Source organism: Leifsonia xyli, from assembly GCA_001647635.1.
In the GTDB taxonomy this organism is placed as follows: domain Bacteria; phylum Actinomycetota; class Actinomycetes; order Actinomycetales; family Microbacteriaceae; genus Leifsonia; species Leifsonia xyli_A.
Genome location: CP014761.1, coordinates 831481 through 849227 on the forward strand (window position 1 = coordinate 831481; position 17747 = coordinate 849227).

At 70.4% G+C, this 17747-nt stretch carries 12 protein-coding genes, 1 other RNA gene and 4 pseudogenes; 9 read left to right on the top strand and 8 right to left on the bottom strand.

All coding sequences use genetic code 11. The annotated features are described in order from the left end of the window. Positions 1-8 precede the first annotated feature (8 nt). Positions 9-704, top strand: a complete 696-nt coding sequence (locus A0130_04130) for a hypothetical protein (protein ANF30976.1) — start codon at positions 9-11, stop codon at positions 702-704. A gap of 30 nt (positions 705-734) precedes the next feature. Here the strand turns inward: A0130_04130 and A0130_04135 are convergent, their stop codons facing one another. Beyond that, positions 735-1157: a transporter gene (locus A0130_04135; GenBank protein ID ANF30977.1), complete on the bottom strand. Its 423-nt coding sequence runs from the start codon at positions 1155-1157 to the stop codon at positions 735-737. Between the two features lie 139 nt (positions 1158-1296). Here A0130_04135 and A0130_04140 point away from each other — a divergent pair, with 139 nt between their 5' ends. Further along, positions 1297-2721: a type I glutamate--ammonia ligase gene (locus tag A0130_04140; GenBank protein ANF30978.1), complete on the top strand. Its 1425-nt coding sequence runs from the start codon at positions 1297-1299 to the stop codon at positions 2719-2721. Positions 2722-2889: 168 nt separating this feature from the next. Here A0130_04140 and A0130_04145 read toward each other — a convergent pair whose 3' ends face one another. From A0130_04145 to A0130_04155, 3 genes are all read right to left on the bottom strand, one after another. Continuing rightward, the gene (locus A0130_04145) at positions 2890-4353 is read right to left on the bottom strand and encodes a hypothetical protein (protein ANF30979.1); all 1464 of its coding nucleotides are present in this window, start codon (positions 4351-4353) and stop codon (positions 2890-2892) included. Positions 4354-4504: 151 nt separating this feature from the next. Next, positions 4505-7543, bottom strand: coding sequence for a bifunctional glutamine-synthetase adenylyltransferase/deadenyltransferase (locus tag A0130_04150; GenBank protein ANF33285.1), 3039 nt, complete (start codon positions 7541-7543; stop codon positions 4505-4507). After that, the gene (locus A0130_04155) at positions 7540-8877 is read right to left on the bottom strand and encodes a glutamine synthetase (protein ID ANF30980.1); all 1338 of its coding nucleotides are present in this window, start codon (positions 8875-8877) and stop codon (positions 7540-7542) included. Before A0130_04155 ends, A0130_04150 begins: the two co-directional genes overlap by 4 nt. A 139-nt stretch (positions 8878-9016) precedes the next feature. Here A0130_04155 and A0130_04160 point away from each other — a divergent pair, with 139 nt between their 5' ends. Genes A0130_04160 through A0130_04170 form a run of 3 tightly spaced genes read left to right on the top strand, consistent with a single transcriptional unit; the run spans position 9017 to position 10499 of the window. Beyond that, positions 9017-9229, top strand: a complete 213-nt coding sequence (locus A0130_04160; GenBank protein ANF30981.1) for a hypothetical protein — start codon at positions 9017-9019, stop codon at positions 9227-9229. Beyond that, a complete protein-coding gene (locus A0130_04165; protein ANF30982.1) occupies positions 9226-9612 on the top strand; it encodes a hypothetical protein in 387 nt (128 codons plus the stop codon). The genes A0130_04160 and A0130_04165 overlap by 4 nt, the downstream gene beginning before the upstream one ends. 35 nt (positions 9613-9647) lie before the next feature. After that, the gene (locus A0130_04170) at positions 9648-10499 is read left to right on the top strand and encodes a 3-methyl-2-oxobutanoate hydroxymethyltransferase (GenBank protein ID ANF30983.1); all 852 of its coding nucleotides are present in this window, start codon (positions 9648-9650) and stop codon (positions 10497-10499) included. On the opposite strand, the gene A0130_04175 is transcribed toward A0130_04170, so the two are convergent. Further along, on the bottom strand, positions 10496-10705 hold the full coding sequence (locus A0130_04175) for a hypothetical protein (GenBank protein ID ANF30984.1): 210 nt from the start codon (positions 10703-10705) through the stop codon (positions 10496-10498). The two genes, A0130_04170 and A0130_04175, sit on opposite strands and share 4 nt — an antisense overlap. 12 nt (positions 10706-10717) lie before the next feature. Here A0130_04175 and A0130_04180 point away from each other — a divergent pair, with 12 nt between their 5' ends. The 4 genes and pseudogenes from A0130_04180 (at position 10718) to A0130_04195 (ending at position 15675) form a co-directional block, all read left to right on the top strand. Continuing rightward, positions 10718-11584: a type I methionyl aminopeptidase gene (locus A0130_04180; GenBank protein ID ANF30985.1), complete on the top strand. Its 867-nt coding sequence runs from the start codon at positions 10718-10720 to the stop codon at positions 11582-11584. Between the two features lie 45 nt (positions 11585-11629). Then, positions 11630-12462: pseudogene (locus tag A0130_04185) on the top strand (polyphosphate glucokinase). A 17-nt stretch (positions 12463-12479) separates the two neighbouring features. Next, positions 12480-14992, top strand: a pseudogene (locus A0130_04190) (histidine kinase). Then, positions 14989-15675, top strand: a pseudogene (locus A0130_04195) (DNA-binding response regulator). Before A0130_04190 ends, A0130_04195 begins: the two co-directional pseudogenes overlap by 4 nt. A gap of 17 nt (positions 15676-15692) precedes the next feature. Here A0130_04195 and rnpB read toward each other — a convergent pair. The 3 genes and pseudogenes from rnpB to A0130_04210 all read right to left on the bottom strand — a co-directional run bounded on the left by rnpB (position 15693) and on the right by A0130_04210 (position 17686). Beyond that, positions 15693-16062, bottom strand: an RNA gene (rnpB, locus tag A0130_04200) — RNase P RNA component class A. A gap of 43 nt (positions 16063-16105) precedes the next feature. After that, positions 16106-16840 carry a hypothetical protein gene (locus A0130_04205; GenBank protein ID ANF30986.1) on the bottom strand — a complete coding sequence of 245 codons (735 nt, stop codon included), beginning with the start codon at positions 16838-16840 and terminating at the stop codon, positions 16106-16108. A gap of 28 nt (positions 16841-16868) precedes the next feature. Next, positions 16869-17686, bottom strand: a pseudogene (locus A0130_04210) (Nif3-like dinuclear metal center hexameric protein). Between the last annotated feature and the right edge of the window lie 61 nt (positions 17687-17747).

Here is a 17747-nt window from a genome sequence, read left to right on the forward strand (position 1 = left end):
TTGGAGCTATGGCAAAGGACAAGTCCACCAAGGAGCCCGGCCGTCTGAAGCAGATGTGGCAGGTCTTCCAGATGACCCGTCGCTACGACGACCGCGCGGTCCTCTACATCGTCCTGGGGGCTGTCCTGCCGATCATCGTCGGCGTACTGCTCGCGGTGTTCCTCTCGGGCGGCAACGTCTTCACGATGGTGCTGTGGATCCTCGCCGGCGTGCTCGCGGGCGTCCTGATCGCGCTCATCATCCTCGGCCGCCGCGCCGAGCGCGCGGCGTACTCGCAGATCGAGGGCCAGCCGGGCGCGGTGGGCGCCGTGCTGCGGTCGTCGCTCAAGCGCAGCTGGCGCGGCTCGGAGATGCCCGTCGCTGTCAACGGCAAGACGCAGGACGCGGTGTACCGGGCGACCGGGCGCGGTGGCGTCGTGCTCATCAGCGAAGGCCCGGCGACCCGCACCAAGCGCATGGTCGACGAGGAGCGCCGCAAGGTCAACCGCGTGCTCCCGAACGTCCCGGTCACGATCATCAGCGTCGGCCCGGACGCCGACTCGGTGCCGCTGCACAAGGTGCCGCGCACGCTCGCGAAGATCAAGCCGACCCTCACCAAGGCCGAGGTCCTGGCGATCAGCAACCGCCTCCAGTCGATGGAGAACCAGATGCCGATCCCGAAGGGCATCGACCCGATGAAGGTCCGCGCGCAGCGGGCGCGCTGACCCGAAGGCGCCTCCCGGCTGCCGAGCCGCTCAGCCGCGGATGAGGACGGTTCCGGCGACCTTGTCGTGGAAGCCGCGCTGGTCCGAGTCCCAGACGAGCGCCGGGATCACCACGCACAGCAGCACCGTGCGGACGATCGGGCGCCAGACGCCGACCCAGCCGCCGCGGATCGCGACGACGCGCAGCCCGAAGATGCGGTGGCCGAGGCTGCCGCCGATGGTCGGGATGAAGACGATCTGCAGCAGCGCGAAGAGGCCGAGCGTCGCCCACTGGTCGTAGTGGAAGAACGCGAAGGACAGGAAGGACGCGATCGCCCAGTCCACGGCGATCGCCCCGATACGTCGGCCGAAGCGACCAACCGATCGCGGACCGGCCTCCGGAAGCCCGAGTCGCTCGCCCGGATAGCGGCTGGGGGCAATGTCGCCGGGGCGGTTCGACGGGTTCTGCGGCACCCGCCGAGTCTACCCGGCCGGGGTACGCGTAACATGCTCGAAACATTGGCGTGACCGCGGGGAAACGGCCTCCCCTACGTTGGACCCGTGGGCTGCACGCGCAGTCCGGTCACCCGCAAAGCCATTGGGAGTCGTCCGCATGTTCCGTGATTCTTCCGAGGTGCTCAAGTTCATCAAGGACACCGACGTCAAGTTCCTTGATATCCGCTTCACCGACCTTCCCGGTGTGCAGCAGCACTTCAACATCCCCGCCGCTACCGTCGACGAGGACTTCTTCTCCGTCGGCCAGCTGTTCGACGGCTCCTCGATCCGCGGTTTCGCGTCGATCCACGAGTCCGACATGCAGCTCATCCCGGATGTGTCGACCGCCTACGTCGACCCGTTCCGCGCCGAGCGCACCCTGATCATGGTGTTCGACATCTACAACCCGCGTAACGGCGAGATCTACGCGAAGGACCCGCGTCAGGTCGCGAAGAAGGCGGAGAAGTACCTGGCGTCGACGGGCATCGCCGACACCGCGTTCTTCGCCCCGGAGGCGGAGTTCTACATCTTCGACGACGTCCGCTACGAGGTGAACCAGCACTCGAGCTTCTACTCCGTCGACTCCAGCGAGGGCGCCTGGAACTCGGGTCGCACCGAAGAGGGCGGCAACCTCGCCAACAAGACCCCGTACAAGGGCGGCTACTTCCCCGTCTCGCCGGTCGACCAGCACGCCGACCTGCGCGACGACATCGTCCTCAAGCTGATCGAGGCGGGCCTCGAGGTCGAGCGCTCGCACCACGAGGTCGGCACCGCCGGCCAGGGCGAGATCAACTACAAGTTCGACACGATGGTCCACGCTGCCGACGACATCCTGAAGTTCAAGTACATCGTGAAGAACACCGCGAGCGAGTGGGGCAAGACGGCGACGTTCATGCCGAAGCCGCTGTTCGGCGACAATGGCTCGGGCATGCACACCCACCAGTCGCTGTGGAACGACGGCAAGCCTCTGTTCTACGACGAGGCCGGCTACGGCGGCCTGTCGGACGTCGCCCGCTGGTACATCGGCGGCCTGCTCAAGCACGCCCCCGCGGTGCTCGCCTTCACGAACCCGACGGTGAACTCCTTCCACCGCCTGGTCCCCGGCTTCGAGGCCCCGGTCAACCTGGTCTACTCGGCCGGCAACCGCTCGGCGTCGATCCGCATCCCGATCACGGGCTCCAACCCGAAGGCGAAGCGCATCGAGTTCCGCGCGCCCGACGCCTCCGGCAACCCGTACCTCGCGTTCGCCGCCCAGCTGATGGCGGGCCTCGACGGCATCAAGAACCGCATCGAGCCGCACGAGCCGGTCGACAAGGACCTCTACGAGCTCCCGCCGGAGGAGGCCAAGAACATCCCCCAGGTGCCGGCGTCGCTCGGCGAGGCCCTCGACGCGCTCGAGGCCGACCACGACTTCCTCACCGCGGGCGGCGTGTTCACCCCGGAGCTCATCGAGACCTGGATCGAGTACAAGCGCGAGAAGGAGATCAAGCCCCTCGCGCAGCGTCCGCACCCGTTCGAGTACGAGCTGTACTACGGGGTCTGATCCGCGTCAGGTATCACAGAAGGGCCGCATCCCGCGAGGGGTGCGGCCCTTCCGCGTATCCGCCGGTCCTGCGCAACGTCGGATGTCGGGCCGAGGAAGTCCGAGGGCCGCGGTCGGGATGGACAATCCTCCCGACAACGGCCGGATCTCCGTCGATATGCGGGCGTGTCAATCCGCCGGTATCAGCGCGAACCCGGTGTCCGGCCTCGAGATCCCCCGCGAGAACGCTGCCAGCGAGTCCGAGCGGGAGTCGATACGCCAGTCGTTGGTCGAGCGTTCGCCTCCGACGTAGCTGGTGATCGCCAGGCTGAACCAGCTGAAGCCGATGATGTCCGCGTTCTTGGGGTCCGCGAAGCCGTCGAAGAAGCTCTTCACCCAGGCCGGCTTGTGGCCGTCGGTCTCCGAGGCGCCGACCTCGGCGAGGAGGATCGGCTTGGTCGTGAGCGCCCGCAGCTGATTCAGGCTGGAGTCGTAGGTGTACGAGAACGTGAAGTCGTTGCCGGCACGCCACGGCGGGCGCAGGTAGCCCGACAGTCCCACCCAGTCGACGTACGCGTCGCCCGGGTAGTAGCCGTTCAGGAACGCTTGCGTCGCGTGCGACGCCGGCTGCATGTTGTTGATGATGTTCGGCGCCCATACCCAGATCACCAGGCTGTTGGCGCCCTCCTCCTGGAAGATGTCGTGGACATGCCGCCACATCCTCACGTAGTCGCCCACGTTGTTGCCATTGATCGGCTTGTTGCTGCCGTTGAGCTCCGACCACGGGTACCAGGTGCCGTTCATCTCGTGGTCGAGGCGGATGGCGAGGGGCAGGCCGGTGGCGATGATGTCCTTCGCGTACTGGTGCAGGTACGCGTCGAAGCCCCCGTCGATGATCTTCGGCAGCGAGTAGTCGGGGGCGGAGTTCGAGTTGTTCGCGGCGGCGATCGGGCGCGACTCCCAGGTGAGCAAAGGGAGTCGGCCTTTCTGCCACGCGCGCGTGACGGCGTTCGCGCGGAAGTTCTCATCCCATCCGCTGAAGTACCCGACGACGTTCGGCTGCACGCCGATCTTCTTGGACGTCGCGTCGAACGTGGCCCAGTTGAACGGGGCCTGTTCGGTGAACATCCCGAAGTAGCGCTTGTCCGGATGCAGGAGGGTGTCCCGACTGGGCGCCGTGACCGCTGCGGGCTGGGTGTGCCCGGTCCCTCCACCCGTCGAGGGATGCGCGGAGCCACCCGTCGACGAGGCGCCTCCCGACGCCGATCCTCCCGAACCGTCGGCTCCGTCCGCCTTCAGCTGGGCGATCTCCTGCTGGGCCGCCGCGAGCTGCTGCTGCGCGGACGCCATCTCCTTGGCGTGCGCCGCCGCGGCGACAGCGGCCGCCGCGGCCTGGTGCTTCAGCTTGGCGGACTGGCTGGCCACGGTGCTCGTGGTCGCGTTCAGTTTCTTCCTCAACTGGGCGTTCTGGGCGGCGAGCGGATTCGTGGCGGCGATGACGGTGTCCGCCACCTTCCGCACCGGGTTCTCGGGCGTCGACCAGACGAACCAGGACACGGCGACGAGGCACGCGGCGAGCACCAGGGCGGCGACGGCCGTCAAGCGGGCATTGGTCCGGCTGCGGGCCCAGAAGCGAAGAGAATTGGTCGACATGATGCACCTCCGGGTTCGGGAGGGTCGGATGCATCCACGTCGTCGGGGACCGGGTGGCCCCAGTGTGGGGGCCGCGGTCGGATGCGGCAACCCGGTCCGGCCGGAATTTACCTCCCCGAAACGCGCGGTTCTCCCGTCGCCGGCGCGAGCATCACGCCGTCGGCGTCGGCCGCTGCGGAGCGCCGTAGAAGGCGCGCTCGAAGACCTGGCGCGCGCGGCGGGTGACCGCGAGGTAGTCCTCCTCCAGCCGGCTCGCCGAGCCGGGCGGGTACTCCATCAGGCGGGCGACGCCGTCCAGCGCCACCCGGTCCGAAGGCAGGACGTCGGCGGTCTTATTCGTCCAGAGGGTCATCGCCGAGCGGGTGCGGGACGCGAAGATCCAGGCGTCGCGCAGCCGGGTCGCGTCCTCCGCCGACACGAAGCCGTGGGCGGCGGCAGCGGTCAGGGCCTCCAGGGTGGATGGGGTGCGCAGCGCGGGGACGGCGGAGGCGTGCTCCAGCTGGATGAGCTGCACGAACCACTCCACGTCGCTCAGCGAGCCGCGGCCGAGCTTGAGGTGGCGGGAGGGATCGGCGCCCTGCGGGAGGCGCTCGTTCTCGACCCGGGCCTTGATGCGCTTCACCTCGCGCACCTCCTGCTCGCCGATCGACGCGGGATACCGCACCTCGTCGGCGAGCTCGGCGAAGTCCGCGAGCAGGGCCGCATCGCCGGCGACGCCGCGGGCTCGGAGCAGCGCCTGCGCCTCCCAGGTCAACGACCAGCGGCAGTAGTACGCGCGGTACGACTCGAGCGAGCGGACCGGCGGGCCGTTCTTCCCTTCCGGACGCAGCCCGATGTCGAGGTCGAGCGGGAGGCGGTTGTCCTCGGTCAGGCGGTTCAGCTCGGAGACGATGGTCAGGGCCGCGCGGTTGGCCGCCTCCTGGTCCGCCGCGAGCGGGCGGAAGACGTACATGACGTCGGCGTCGGAGCCGAAACCGAGCTCGCGTCCGCCGAACCGACCCATCCCGATCACCGCGAACTCGAGCTGGTCGGCGTCGTCTCTGGCGGCACGGATCGCCCGCAGTACGCCGTCGATGGTGTTCTCGGTGACGTCGCTCAGGCCCCGCGCCAGCTCGTCGATGGTCGCGAAGCCGAGGATGCCCGACACCGCCAGCCGCAGGATCTCGCGTCGGCGCATGGCCCGGATCGCGGTCGCGGCGGTGTCGACGGATTCGTGCCTCCCGAGGATCGCCGCCGTCTCGTCCCGCAGCAGCGCCGCCGACCGGGGGCGCAGCTCGTCCTCCGACTCCAGCCACGCCGCGGACTCCGGGATCCGGCCGAGCAGTTCGCCCGCGAAGCGCGAGCCCGACAGCACGCGGGTCAGGCGCTCGGCGGCGCCGGTGGAGTCGCGCAGCATCCGGAGGTACCAGTGCGTGCCGCCGAGCTCCTCGCTGAGGCGGCGGAAGGTGAGGAGGCCGTAGTCGGGGTCGGGGCCGTCGGCGAACCACTGCAGCATGACCGGCAGCAGGTGGCGCTGGATGGTCGCCCGGCGGGAGACGCCGCTGGTGAGCGCGGCGATGTGGCCGAGCGCTCCACGCGGGTCGCGGAAGCCGATCGCCGCGAGCCGCGCCTCGGCCTGGGCGCTGGTGAGGCCGACTCCCCCGGCCAGTCGCGCGTCCTCGACCGAGGTGGAGGCGACGGCGCTGAGAAGCGGACGGTAGAAGAGCCGCTCATGCAGGCCGCGCACGCGATGCTTGATCTCGTTCCAGGCGACGAGGAGCTGGTCTGCGTTCGGCGCGAGACCGGTGGCACGGGCGAGGATGCGCACGTCGGCCTCATCGCGCGGCATGAGGTGGGTGCGCGTCAGCCGGCGCAGCTGGAGTCGGTGCTCCATGAGGCGCAGGCTGCGGTAGTCGTGCGAGAAGGCGGCGGACTCCTCGCGGCCGATGTAGCCCTGCGCGGCGAGCGCGGCGAGGGCGGACAGCGTGTCGCGCTGGCGCACCTCCTCGTCCGTCTGGCCGTGGACGAGCTGAAGCAGCTGCACGGTGAACTCCACGTCGCGCAGCCCCCCGGGCCCGAGCTTCAGCTGGTAGTGCACCTCGTCGTCCGGGATGTTGTCGGTGACGCGCTCGCGCATCCGCTGCACCGATTCGACGAAGTTCTCACGGGAGGCGCTGCTCCACACCTTCGGAGACAGCGCCGCGACGTACCGGTCGCCCAGGCCGGGGTCGCCGGCGAGCGGGCGCGCCTTCAGGAGCGCCTGGAACTCCCAGCCCTTCGCCCAGCGGTCGTAGTACGCGATGTGAGAGTCGAGGGTGCGGACGAGCGCGCCGTCCTTGCCCTCGGGCCGCAGGTTGGGGTCGACCTCCCAGAGGCCGGGCTCGATGGCGGGCTCGTGGATGCCGCGCATCGTGAGCATCGCGAGGCGCGTCGCGATGTCGACGGCTCGGCCGGGCTCCAGTCCCGCGGACTCGACGCCCTCCGTGACGAAGATGACGTCGACGTCGCTGAGGTAGTTGAGCTCCCGGGCGCCGGCCTTGCCCATCCCGATCACGGCGAACGGGGTGGCCCGCACCTGCCGCTCGGGGAAGCGGCCGGGGCCGGAGCCGATGGTCATGCGGCGGGCGACGGCCAGCGACGCCTCCAGCGCGGCGGAGGCGAGGTCGCTGAGGGCGGCGGCGACAGCGTCGAACCCGGCGACGGGATCCGCCTGCTCCAGATCGAAGGCTGCCAGCTGCACGAGCCGACGGCGGTAGCGGACGCGCAGGGCGGTCCAGGCGCGCTCGTCGGCGTCGGCCGCGACGCCGTCGACCGCATCCACGGCCTCCAGGAGGTCTGCCCTCAGCTCGTCGGGCCCGGGCAGCGAGGCGACGGGATGCGCGAGAGCGTCGAGCTCCTGCGGCTGGCGCAGGAAGAACTCGGCGATGCCCTCCGACGCGCCGATCACCCGGAACAGCCGGCGGGCGTCCTCGACGGAGGCGAACCGCGGACGTGCACGGTCGGGCGCCTGCCGCAGCAGCCGCAGCGCCCAGGCGAGCGCCGTGTCCGGATCGGCGGCCGCGGAGATCGCGCCGGTCAGCTCCTCCGGGTCGAGCCCGGTCAGGTCGGCGAGCTCGTCCAGCTCGCCGCGGACCGAGCTCAGCCCCACGAACCCGGCACGCGCCAGGGCGGTGAGAGAGAGCTGCTGCCGGGTCACTTCGTCAGCGGTCAGAGGATCTCGAGGTTGGTCCGGAGCTCGAAGGGGGTGACCTGCGCGCGGTACTCCGACCACTCCCGCCGCTTGTTGAGGAGCACGTAGTTGAACGCCTGCTCCCCCAGCGTCTCGGCGACGAGCTCCGAGTCCTCCATGAGCGAGATCGCGTGGTCGAGACTGGCCGGCAGCTGGCTGTAGCCGAGGGCGCGGCGTTCGCCGTCCGAGAGGGCCCAGACGTTGTCCTCGGCCTCCGGCGGGAGCTCGTACTGGCCCTCGATGCCCTTGAGACCCGCCGCGAGGAGCAGCGAGAACGCGAGGTAGGGGTTGGCCGCCGAGTCCATCGCCCGGTACTCGACCCGGGAGCTCTGCCCCTTGTTCGGCTTGTACAGCGGAACGCGGACGAGCGCCGAGCGGTTGTTGTGGCCCCAGCTCACGAAGCTGGGCGCCTCGTCGCCGCCCCACAGGCGCTTGTAGGAGTTGACGAACTGGTTGGTCACCGCCGTGATCTCGGGCGCGTGACGCAGGAGGCCGGCGATGAAGTGGCGGCCGATCTTCGACAGCTGGTACTGCGCGCCCGGCTCGAAGAACGCGTTCGTGTCGCCCTCGAAGAGCGACATGTGCGTGTGCATGCCCGAGCCCGGGTGGCCCTGGAGCGGCTTCGGCATGAAGGTCGCGTACACGCCCTGCTCGATCGCCACCTCCTTGATCACCGTGCGGAAGGTCATGATGTTGTCGGCGGTCGTCAGCGCGTCGGCGTAACGCAGGTCGATCTCGTTCTGACCCGGGCCGGCCTCGTGATGACTGAACTCGACCGAGATGCCCAGGTCTTCGAGCATCCGTACCGAGCGGCGGCGGAAGTCGTGGGCAGTGCCGCCGGGGACGTTGTCGAAGTAGCCGGCCGAGTCGACGGGCTCAGGCCCCTCTTCGCCGAACGAGGACGACTTGAGCAGGTAGAACTCGATCTCGGGATGCGTGTAGAAGGTGAAGCCGCGGTCGGCCGCCTTCTCGAGCGTGCGCTTCAAAACGTTGCGCGGGTCGGAGACCGCGGGCTGGCCGTCGGGCGTCGTGATGTCGCAGAACATGCGCGCGGTGGGGTCGATCTCGCCGCGCCACGGCAGGATCTGGAAGGTGGTCGCGTCGGGAAGCGCCAGGAGGTCGGACTCGTAGGCGCGGGTCAGACCCTCGATGGCCGACCCGTCGAAGCCGAGGCCCTCGCTGAACGCGCCCTCGACCTCGGCCGGGGCGATCGCGACGGACTTCAGCGTGCCGACGACATCGGTGAACCACAGCCTCACGAACTTGACGCCACGCTCCTCGATCGTACGAAGAACGAAGTCGCGCTGCTTGTCCATCCTGCCCCTTTCCTCGGCCGGTTCCAGACTAGTGGGTGGAGGGTCGCGACACGCGGTGCAACACGGTTCTGGGCGGTGGTACACTTGCGGAATGCCGACCACGTTGCTCCGGACTCAGGTGACCCATACGCCAGCCGTCGTGCGCGCTCTCGAGACCGCACGCGAGACATGGTCCGACGAGAGCGACGGCAAGCTGCTGCTGCACCTGATCGAGGCCGGCGAGCGGAGCGTCCGCGAGCAGCGGGACCGAGAGATCGAGGAGCGCCGCGCCGCGCTGGATCGCATGAGCGCCAAGTACGCCGGAATGTTCACGGAAAGCCTCGCCTCCATTCGCGAAGGCTGGCCCGAGTGACATTCGCGGTGGACGCGGGTGTCCTGATCGCCCTTCTGGATCCGTGGGACGTCCACCACTCCGCGGCGAAGGATGTCTTCGAGGTCGGCAGCCGGTACCTCGTGCACCCGGTCAACCTGGCGGAAGCGCTCATCAATCCCGAGCGCGAGGGTCAGGCTCTCGAGGCTTTCGAGGACCTTCGCCGCTTCGGCGTCACACCGACGACCCTGGGACCGAACGAACCGCTGATCCTCGCACGCCTTCGCGCCGAACACCGCCTCACCATGCCCGACGCCTGCGCCCTCGCCGTCGCCGTCGGCAACGACATTCCGCTGGTCACCTTCGACAACAAGTTGGCTTCAGCCGCCTCGAAGCGCGGGCTCCACGAGCCCGTACCCGTCTGACTCACCGGCCGTTTCCCCGTCACTAGACTGACGACATGAGCGAGCAGTCACCGGTGCCCTCCGTCCATCCCTCGTCTTCGTCGATGCAGTCGCTGAAGCGGGTACGCACCCGACACTTCCAGGCGGCCAAGGAGGAGGGCGCTCCGTTCACCGGCCTGACCAGCTACGACATGCTGACCGCTCAGATCTTCGACGAGGCCGGCATCGACTTCCTGCTCGTCGGCGACTCCGCCGGCAACAACGTGCTCGGCTACGACACGACGCTTCCGGTCACCATCGACGACCTCATCCCGCTGACCCGCGCGGTCGCCAAGGCCGTGAAGCGCGCGTTCGTGGTGGCCGACATGCCGTTCGGCTCGTACGAGACCGGGCCGCTGGAGGCGCTGCACACCGCCGTCCGCTTCATGAAGGAGACCGGCGCGCACGCGGTCAAGCTGGAGGGCGGTCGGCGCAGCGCGGAGCAGATCCGCCGCATCGTGGAGGCGGGCATTCCTGTGATGGCGCACATCGGGTTCACGCCGCAGAGCGAGCACGGGCTCGGCGGACACCTGGTGCAGGGGCGCGGCGACGCCGCCGAGCAGGTGCTGGCCGATGCGCACGCCGTCGAGGAGGCCGGGGCGTTCGCCGTGGTGCTCGAAATGGTGCCCGCCGAGGTGGCGAAGCGCGTGACGGCCGAGCTGCGCATCCCGACGATCAGCGTCGGAGCCGGCCCGCACACCGACGGCCAGCTGCTGGTGTGGACCGACTGGGCCGGCCTGTCGACGGGTCGCGTTCCGCGCTTCGTGAAGCAGTACGCCGACCTGAAGACGATCCTCGGGGATGCTGCGCGCGCCTACAAGGCGGATGTGCAGAACCGCACCTTCCCCACCGAGGAGCACAGCTTCTAGCGGTTCTCCTCCGCGTCCTCCTCGGCCCACTTGGCGGAGTTCTCGCGGAGCTTCTCGAGCGCGTGCTCCGCCTCTTCGCGCGTGTCGAACGGACCGACGCGGTTCGGAGCCGGCGACAGGAAGCCCTGCTCCACCTCGCCGGTCTTCATGTTGTACCAGTACTTGTGCTCGGCGTCCTGCTTGATGCCGTACTCGTCGCTCGTCATAGAGTTGATCGTATGCCCAAGGATTCCGCCGGTCACCTCATCCCCGGCCGCGTCACACCGATGCGCCCGGTGCCGAGCCGCATCCCGCGGCCGGAGTACGTCGGCCGTCCCGGTCCCGCGCCGTACACCCGCGGCGACGTCTACACGCCCGACGAGGTGGCGCTCATCCGCGAGTCCGGCCGCATCGCGGCGCAGGCGATCGCGCTGGTCGGCGAGAACGTCCGACCCGGCGTGACCACCGAGGAGCTGGATGCGATCGGGCACGAGTTCCTGCTCGACCACGACGCGTATCCCTCCACGCTGGGGTACCGCGGCTTCACGAAGTCGATCTGCAGCTCGGTCAACGAGGTCGTCTGCCATGGCATCCCCGATGACACGGTGATCGAGGAGGGCGACATCGTCAACATCGACATCACCGCGTACAAGAACGGCTTCCACGGCGACAGCAACCAGACCTTCATCGCCGGGACCGCGTCCGACGAGGTCACCCAGCTGGTCGACCGCACGCGCGAGGCGCTGAACCGCGGCATCAAGGCGGTCGCGCCCGGCCGTCAGGTCAACGTCATCGGCCGCGCGATCGAGTCGTATGCGAAGCGCTTCGGCTACGGCGTGGTGCGCGACTTCACCGGCCACGGCGTCGGCGCGGCCTTCCACACCGGACTGATCATCCCCCACTACGACGCCGCGCCCGCGTTCGACGACGTGATGGAGCCGGGAATGGTGTTCACCATCGAGCCGATGCTCACGCTCGGGACGCACGAGTGGGAGATGTGGCCCGACGACTGGACGGTCGTCACCAAGGACCGCAGCATCACGGCCCAGTTCGAGCACACGCTGGTCGTGACCGAGCGGGGTGCGGAAATCCTCACGCTCCCCTAACGCCCCGGCCAGCGGCGACCGCTGCGGGCGCGGTAGATTCGAGGCATGACTTCGCAGAAGCACGCGATCGGCATCGACATCGGCGGCACGGGGATCAAGGGGGCTCTGGTCGATCTGTCGACCGGCGAGCTGCTCAGCGACCGGGTCAAGCTGCCCACCCCGCGGGCGGCAAGCCCGACGACATCGTCGAGACGACGAAGGAGATCGTCGACCAGCTGGCCAAGGAGGAGCCGGAGGCGCCCGTCGGCGTGTGCTTCCCGGCGATCGTCAGCCACGGCGTGACCCTGTCCGCCGCGAACGTCGCCAAGGACTGGATCGGGCTGCACGCCGAGAACCTGTTCGAGAAGGCGCTCGAGCGCGACATCCACTTCGTCAACGACGCCGACGCCGCCGGCTACGCCGAGACGCGGTTCGGCGCCGCGAAGGGCAAGGACGGCCTCGTCATCATGACGACGCTCGGCACCGGGATCGGATCCGCTCTGATCTACGACGGCATCCTCATCCCCAACGCGGAGCTCGGGCACCTCGAGATCGACGGCCACGACGCGGAGTCGCGCGCCGCCTACTCGGCGAAGGAACGCGAAGACCTCAGCTGGGAGAAGTGGGCGAAGCGCCTGCAGAAGTACTACTCGAAGGTGGAGTTCCTCTTCACCCCGGACCTCTTCATCGTCGGCGGCGGCGTGTCCAAGAACTACCAGGAGTTCCTGCCGCTGCTGAAGCTCAAGACGCCGATCGTGCCGGCGGTGCACCGCAACAACGCGGGCATCCTCGGCGCCGCCGCCCTCGCGGTGCGGAGCGAGCGTCGTCAGGCGGGCGCCCGCGGCCGGAGCGGCGAGGTCGCAACGCCGGACGACGCCCCCGCGCCGACTCCGGCCTGACGCACGGAGGTCATCGGATGGCTCGGGGTCGCCTGCGGGTGATGCTCGGCGCCGCCCCCGGCGTGGGCAAGACGTTCGCCATGCTCGAAGAGGGCGAGCGTCTCCGCGGCCTGGGCAAGGACGTCGTGGTGGCGGTGGTCGAGACGCACGGCCGGGTGGCGACCGCCGCCATGCTCGAAGGTCTGGAGGTCGTTCCGCGCCGGCTGGTCGAGCATCGCGGGGTGACCCTCGACGAGATGGATCTGGACGCGGTGCTGCGCCGTCATCCCCAGGTCGCCCTGGTCGACGAGCTCGCGCACACGAATGCGCCCGGCTCGGAGCACGCGAAGCGCTGGCAGGACGTCGAGGACCTGCTGGAGGCCGGGATCGACGTGATCTCGACCGTCAACATCCAGCACATCGAGTCGCTGAACGACGTGGTCGAGCAGATCACGGGCGTCCCACAGCGGGAGACCATCCCGGATGCCGTGCTGCGACGCGCGGACCGCATCGAGCTGGTGGACCTCGCCCCGCAGGCGCTGCGCGACCGCCTGGCCGAGGGCGTGGTCTACCCGGCGGCGCGGGTGGATGCGGCGCTGTCCAACTACTTCCGGCTCGGCAACCTGACGGCCCTTCGAGAGCTGGCGCTGCTGTGGCTCGCCGACGAGGTGGACAGCGCCCTGCAGCAGTACCGCGCCGAGCACGGCATCGCCGGAACGTGGGAGGCGCGGGAGCGGGTCGTCGTCGCGCTGACCGGCGGCCCCGAGGGCGAGACGCTGCTCCGCCGCGGCGCCCGCATCGCCGCCCGCAGCTCCGGCGGTGAGCTGCTCGCGGTGCACGTCACGAGCCAGGACGGCCTCCGCGAGGCGGCGCCCGGCGTCCTGGCGAACCAGCGCGCACTGGTCGAACAGCTCGGCGGCAGCTACCACCAGGTGGTCGGCGAGGACATCCCGCGCGCCCTGGTCGAGTTCGCGCGCGGCGAGAGCGCGACGCAGCTGGTCATCGGCGTCTCGCGCCGCAGCCGGCTGTCCGCGCTGCTGACCGGTCCGGGGATCGGCGCGACGGTGATTCGGGAGTCCGGCGACATCGACGTGCACATCGTGTCGCACGCCAAGGCGGGCGGCCGGTTCGCGCTGCCGCGACCGAAGGGCGGCCTCACCGTCCGGAGGCGCGTGTACGGCTTCCTGCTCGCCCTGGTCGGCGGCCCCTGCTGACGCTGCTGCTGACGAGCGGGCGGTCGCACGAGTCGATGACGGCGGACGTGCTCAGCTACCAGCTGCTCGTCGTGGTCGTCGCGCTCGTGGGCGGCATCTGGCCGGCCCTGTTCGCCGCGCTGCTGTCCGGGCTGACGCTCGACTTCTTCTTCGTCGAGCCGCTGTACACGATCACGGTCGGAGAGCCGCTCCACCTGCTCGCGCTCATCCTCTACGTGGTCATCGCCGCTCTGGTCAGCCTCGTCGTCGACCAGGCCGCCCGGCGCACGCGGGCCGCGCAGCGGGCGGCGGCGGAGGCCGAGCTGCTGGCGACCGTCGCGGGCGAGGTCATCCGCGGCGAGGACGCGGTGCAGGCGATCGTCATGCGGACGCGGGAGGCGTTCGGGCTCGCGACGGTGCGGCTGGTGACGCCTGGGGGCGAGGTCGTGGCGAGCGACGGCCCGGAGCCGGAGGACGAGCCCGCGCAGCGCATCCCGGTCGGCACCGTGGACGGCCGGGGCGCCCAGGACGCCCGCGTGAGTCTGGAGCTGTACGGCCGGGACCTGGAGGCGGGCGACCGGCGCCTGCTCTCCGCGATCGTCGCGCAATTGGATGCCGCGCTGGAGCACCGCGAGCTCACGGCCACCGCCGCCGAGCTGGCACCGCTGGCAGAGGCGGACCGGGTGCGGAGCGCCCTGCTGGCGGCCGTCGGTCACGACCTGCGCCGCCCGCTCGCGGCGGCGACCGCGGCCGTGACCACCCTGCGCCAGGAGGAGCTGGCGCTCAGCGAGGGCGACCGGGAGGCACTGCTCGAGACCGCGGAGGACAGCCTCCACAACCTGGCCTCCCTAGTCACCGACCTGCTCGACGCGAGCCGGGTGCAGGCGGGCGTGCTGGCCGTCTCGCTCGCGCCGACCGAGCTCGACGATGTCGTCCTGCCCGCGCTCGACGAGCTCGGCATCGGCCCGGGCGACGTGGAGCTCGACCTCTCCCCCGACGTCCCTCCCCTGCTGGCCGACGGCGTGCTGCTGCAGCGGGTGCTGGTCAATCTGCTCGGCAACGCCCTCCGCTACAGCCCGGCCGGCACGCCGCCGGTGCTCGCCGCCAGCGCGTTCGCGGGGACCGTGCAGCTGCGCGTGATCGACCGCGGGCCGGGCATCCCCGAGGAGCGGCGGGAGGCGGTGTTCGCGCCGTTCCAGCGGCTGTCCGACACCGAGAACGACTCCGGGATCGGGCTCGGACTCGCCCTGTCGAAGGGCTTCGTCGAGGGGATGGGCGGGACGCTCGACGTGGAGGACACACCCGGCGGCGGCCTCACGATGGTGGTCTCGCTCCCGGCGGCCGGAGGGGACGCATGAAGATTCTGATCGCGGACGACGACCCGCAGATCCTGCGCGCGCTGCGCATCCTGCTCACCGCGCGCGGCTACGAGGTGCTGACGGCGCGCACGGGCGCCGAGGCGCTGTCGGTCGCGGTCGAGACGCATCCCGACCTCGTGATGCTCGACCTCGGCATGCCGGAGCTGAACGGGATCGAGGTGATCGAGGGCCTGCGCGGCTGGACCAGCGTGCCGATCCTCGTCGTCTCCGGACGGACCGGCTCGGGCGACAAAGTGGATGCTCTGGACGCCGGCGCCGACGACTACGTCACCAAGCCGTTCGCGGCCGACGAGCTGCTCGCCCGCATCCGCGCCCTCACCCGGCGGCAGACCACGACGGCGGACGAACCGGTGATCGCGTTCGGAGACGTCACGGTCGATCTCTCCGCCCATCAGGTGACGCGGCGGGATGCCGAGGGCGCGCATCCGGTGCGCCTCACGCCGACGGAGTGGCAGCTGCTCGAGGTGCTGCTGCGCAACCCGCGACGGCTGGTCACACGGCAGGCGCTGCTCACGCAGGTCTGGGGCCCGCAGTACACGAAGGACACCGGCTACCTGCGGCTCTACCTGGCGCAGCTGCGCAAGAAGCTGGAGCCGGAGCCTTCGCAGCCGCGGTACCTGCTCACCGAGCCCGGGATGGGGTACCGCTTCGTGCCGGACGAGGGCCCGGGCGAAGAAGGGGAATGGGCCGGCTGATACGCCGGGTTCTGTCACGGCGCCGAAGCGCCGCGGACGGCCATCTATCTCGGAGCGACGTTGCCGCCGCCCTCCAGCGGTCTACCCGGGGACGAGACGAGCAGCCTCATGGTCCCCTGTCCGACCTTGCTCCGGGCGAGGTTTACCCAGCCGGCCGGGTCACCCCGGCCGCTGGTGGTCTCTTACACCACCGTTTCACCCTTACCGGGAGGCGAGCCTCCCGGCGGTCTGCTTTCTGTTGCACTTTCTCGCGGGTTGCCCCGGGTGGGTGTTACCCACCGCCCTGCTCTGCGGAGCCCGGACGTTCCTCGGCGGCCCGCTGACGCGGACCGACGCGACCGTCTTGCCGACCCATTCCGGCCTCCACCCTAGCGCAGGGCCGATCTCCGAGCCTGGGTCAGAGCCCGCTGTCCTCGCCGCGGACGAGGATGGCCCCGCTGTCCGGGCAGAGCACGACGTCGTCGGCCGCGGCGCGGCGGATCTCGGAGAGGTCGGACTCGGTCAGCTTCACGTTGGAGCCCATCGAGACGCCGCGGATGAGCGCGGCGGCGCCGATGCCGTACCGGGCGCGCTGGCGCTCGTACAGCTCGATCAGGTCGGCGGGGAGCGCGTCGGCGATGGTCGCGCGGTCGGCCGCGGCGGCCTTGCGCTGCACATCGAGCTTGCCGGCCTCCTCGTCGCGCTGCGCCTCGAGCGCCTCGACGCGCGAGCCGAGTTCGGCGCGCTCCGCCTCCACCGCGGCGAGCGCCTCCTCCAGCGTCTCGACCCGCTCCATGACGGTCAGCTCGATCTCTTCGAGGTCGTCCTTGCGGCGCGCCAGCGAGGCGAGCTCGGCTTCGAGCGCCTGCACATCCTTGACGGAGGCGGTCTGCTGCACGCGGTCGGTGTCGCGCTTGACCCGGGCCTCGACGAGCTCGACGTCGGACTCGACGCGCTTGAGCTCTGCGCGGGCGTCCTCCAGCTCGCCGGTGGCGGCGATCCAGCGGGCACGCAGCGCCTCGACCTCGGGCTGGAGCTTCGCCAGCTCGCCCAGCTGCGGGAGGTTCTTGGTCGCGTGCGCGAGCTGCGCGAGGCGGGTGTCGGCGGCCTGCAGGCGCAGGAGCTCGTTCTGGTCGGCGGGACTGGCTTTCACGATGCGGTGCTTCCTTCGTGCGGGGTGGTCATTGCAGGATGGCGAAATCCCACGGATCGGTCCGGAGCTCGCTCACGACGACCTCGACGCCGGGGAGCGCCGCACGCAGCTGCTCGGCGGCGGTGTCGAGCCAGAGCCATTCGCTGGCCCAGTGGGAGACGTCGAGGAGCGCAGGGCCGCCGCCGAGCGTCGCCTGCTCGCGGGCTTCGGACGCCGGATGGTGGCGCAGGTCGGCGGTGATGTAGACGTCGGCCGTGCGGACGGCGTCGGAGCCCAGCAGCGAGTCGCCGGCTCCGCCGCAGACCGCGACGCGCGTGACGGGCTGGTGATAGTCGCCCGCCGCTCGCACGCCGCCGGCGGTGGGGGGCAGTAGGTCGGCCACCGCACGGGCGAGCTGGCCGAGGGTCGTGGGCTGCGGGAGGTCGCCCACCCGCCCGATGCCGGTCGCGCCGTCGGCGGCCGGGGCGATGGGGCTCGTGTCGCGGAGGCCCAGCCGGGCGGCGAGCACGTCGCTGGTGCCGTCGGCGACCACATCGGCGGTGGTGTGCGCGGCGTACAGCGCGACGCCGCCGCGGATGAGCCGCGCGAGCAGGGCGCCCTTGTAGCGGTCCTCGGCGATGCTCGTCACCCGCGCAGCAGCAGCGGGTGGTGGGCGATCAGCAGGTCGGCGCCCAGCTCGACCGCCTCGTCGACCGTCGCGGCGACGGCATCGACCGCCAGCAGGATGCGCTGCACGGGAGCCGCCGGATCGCCGGAGACGAGCCCGGGCGCATCCCAGCTCTCGGCACCCGCGAGCGGCCACAGCTGCTCGACGGTGTCGCGGACGGAGGAGAGGGTGTTCGGCACGTCGATCAGCCTACGGGATGGGTCCCCGGCACGAGCGGGCGGTCTCCGATCTGCGGAGAAC

Excerpts from the sequence above, each read along its gene's own strand:
- A0130_04155 (ANF30980.1), bottom strand. The coding sequence starts at position 8,877 with ATGGACAAGCAGCGCGACTTCGTTCTTCGTACGATCGAGGAGCGTGGC.
- A0130_04140 (ANF30978.1), top strand. The coding sequence starts at position 1,297 with ATGTTCCGTGATTCTTCCGAGGTGCTCAAGTTCATCAAGGACACCGAC.
- A0130_04145 (ANF30979.1), bottom strand. The coding sequence starts at position 4,353 with ATGTCGACCAATTCTCTTCGCTTCTGGGCCCGCAGCCGGACCAATGCC.
- A0130_04130 (ANF30976.1), top strand. The coding sequence starts at position 9 with ATGGCAAAGGACAAGTCCACCAAGGAGCCCGGCCGTCTGAAGCAGATG.
- A0130_04175 (ANF30984.1), bottom strand. The coding sequence starts at position 10,705 with ATGACGAGCGACGAGTACGGCATCAAGCAGGACGCCGAGCACAAGTAC.
- A0130_04170 (ANF30983.1), top strand. The coding sequence starts at position 9,648 with ATGAGCGAGCAGTCACCGGTGCCCTCCGTCCATCCCTCGTCTTCGTCG.
- A0130_04180 (ANF30985.1), top strand. The coding sequence starts at position 10,718 with ATGCCCAAGGATTCCGCCGGTCACCTCATCCCCGGCCGCGTCACACCG.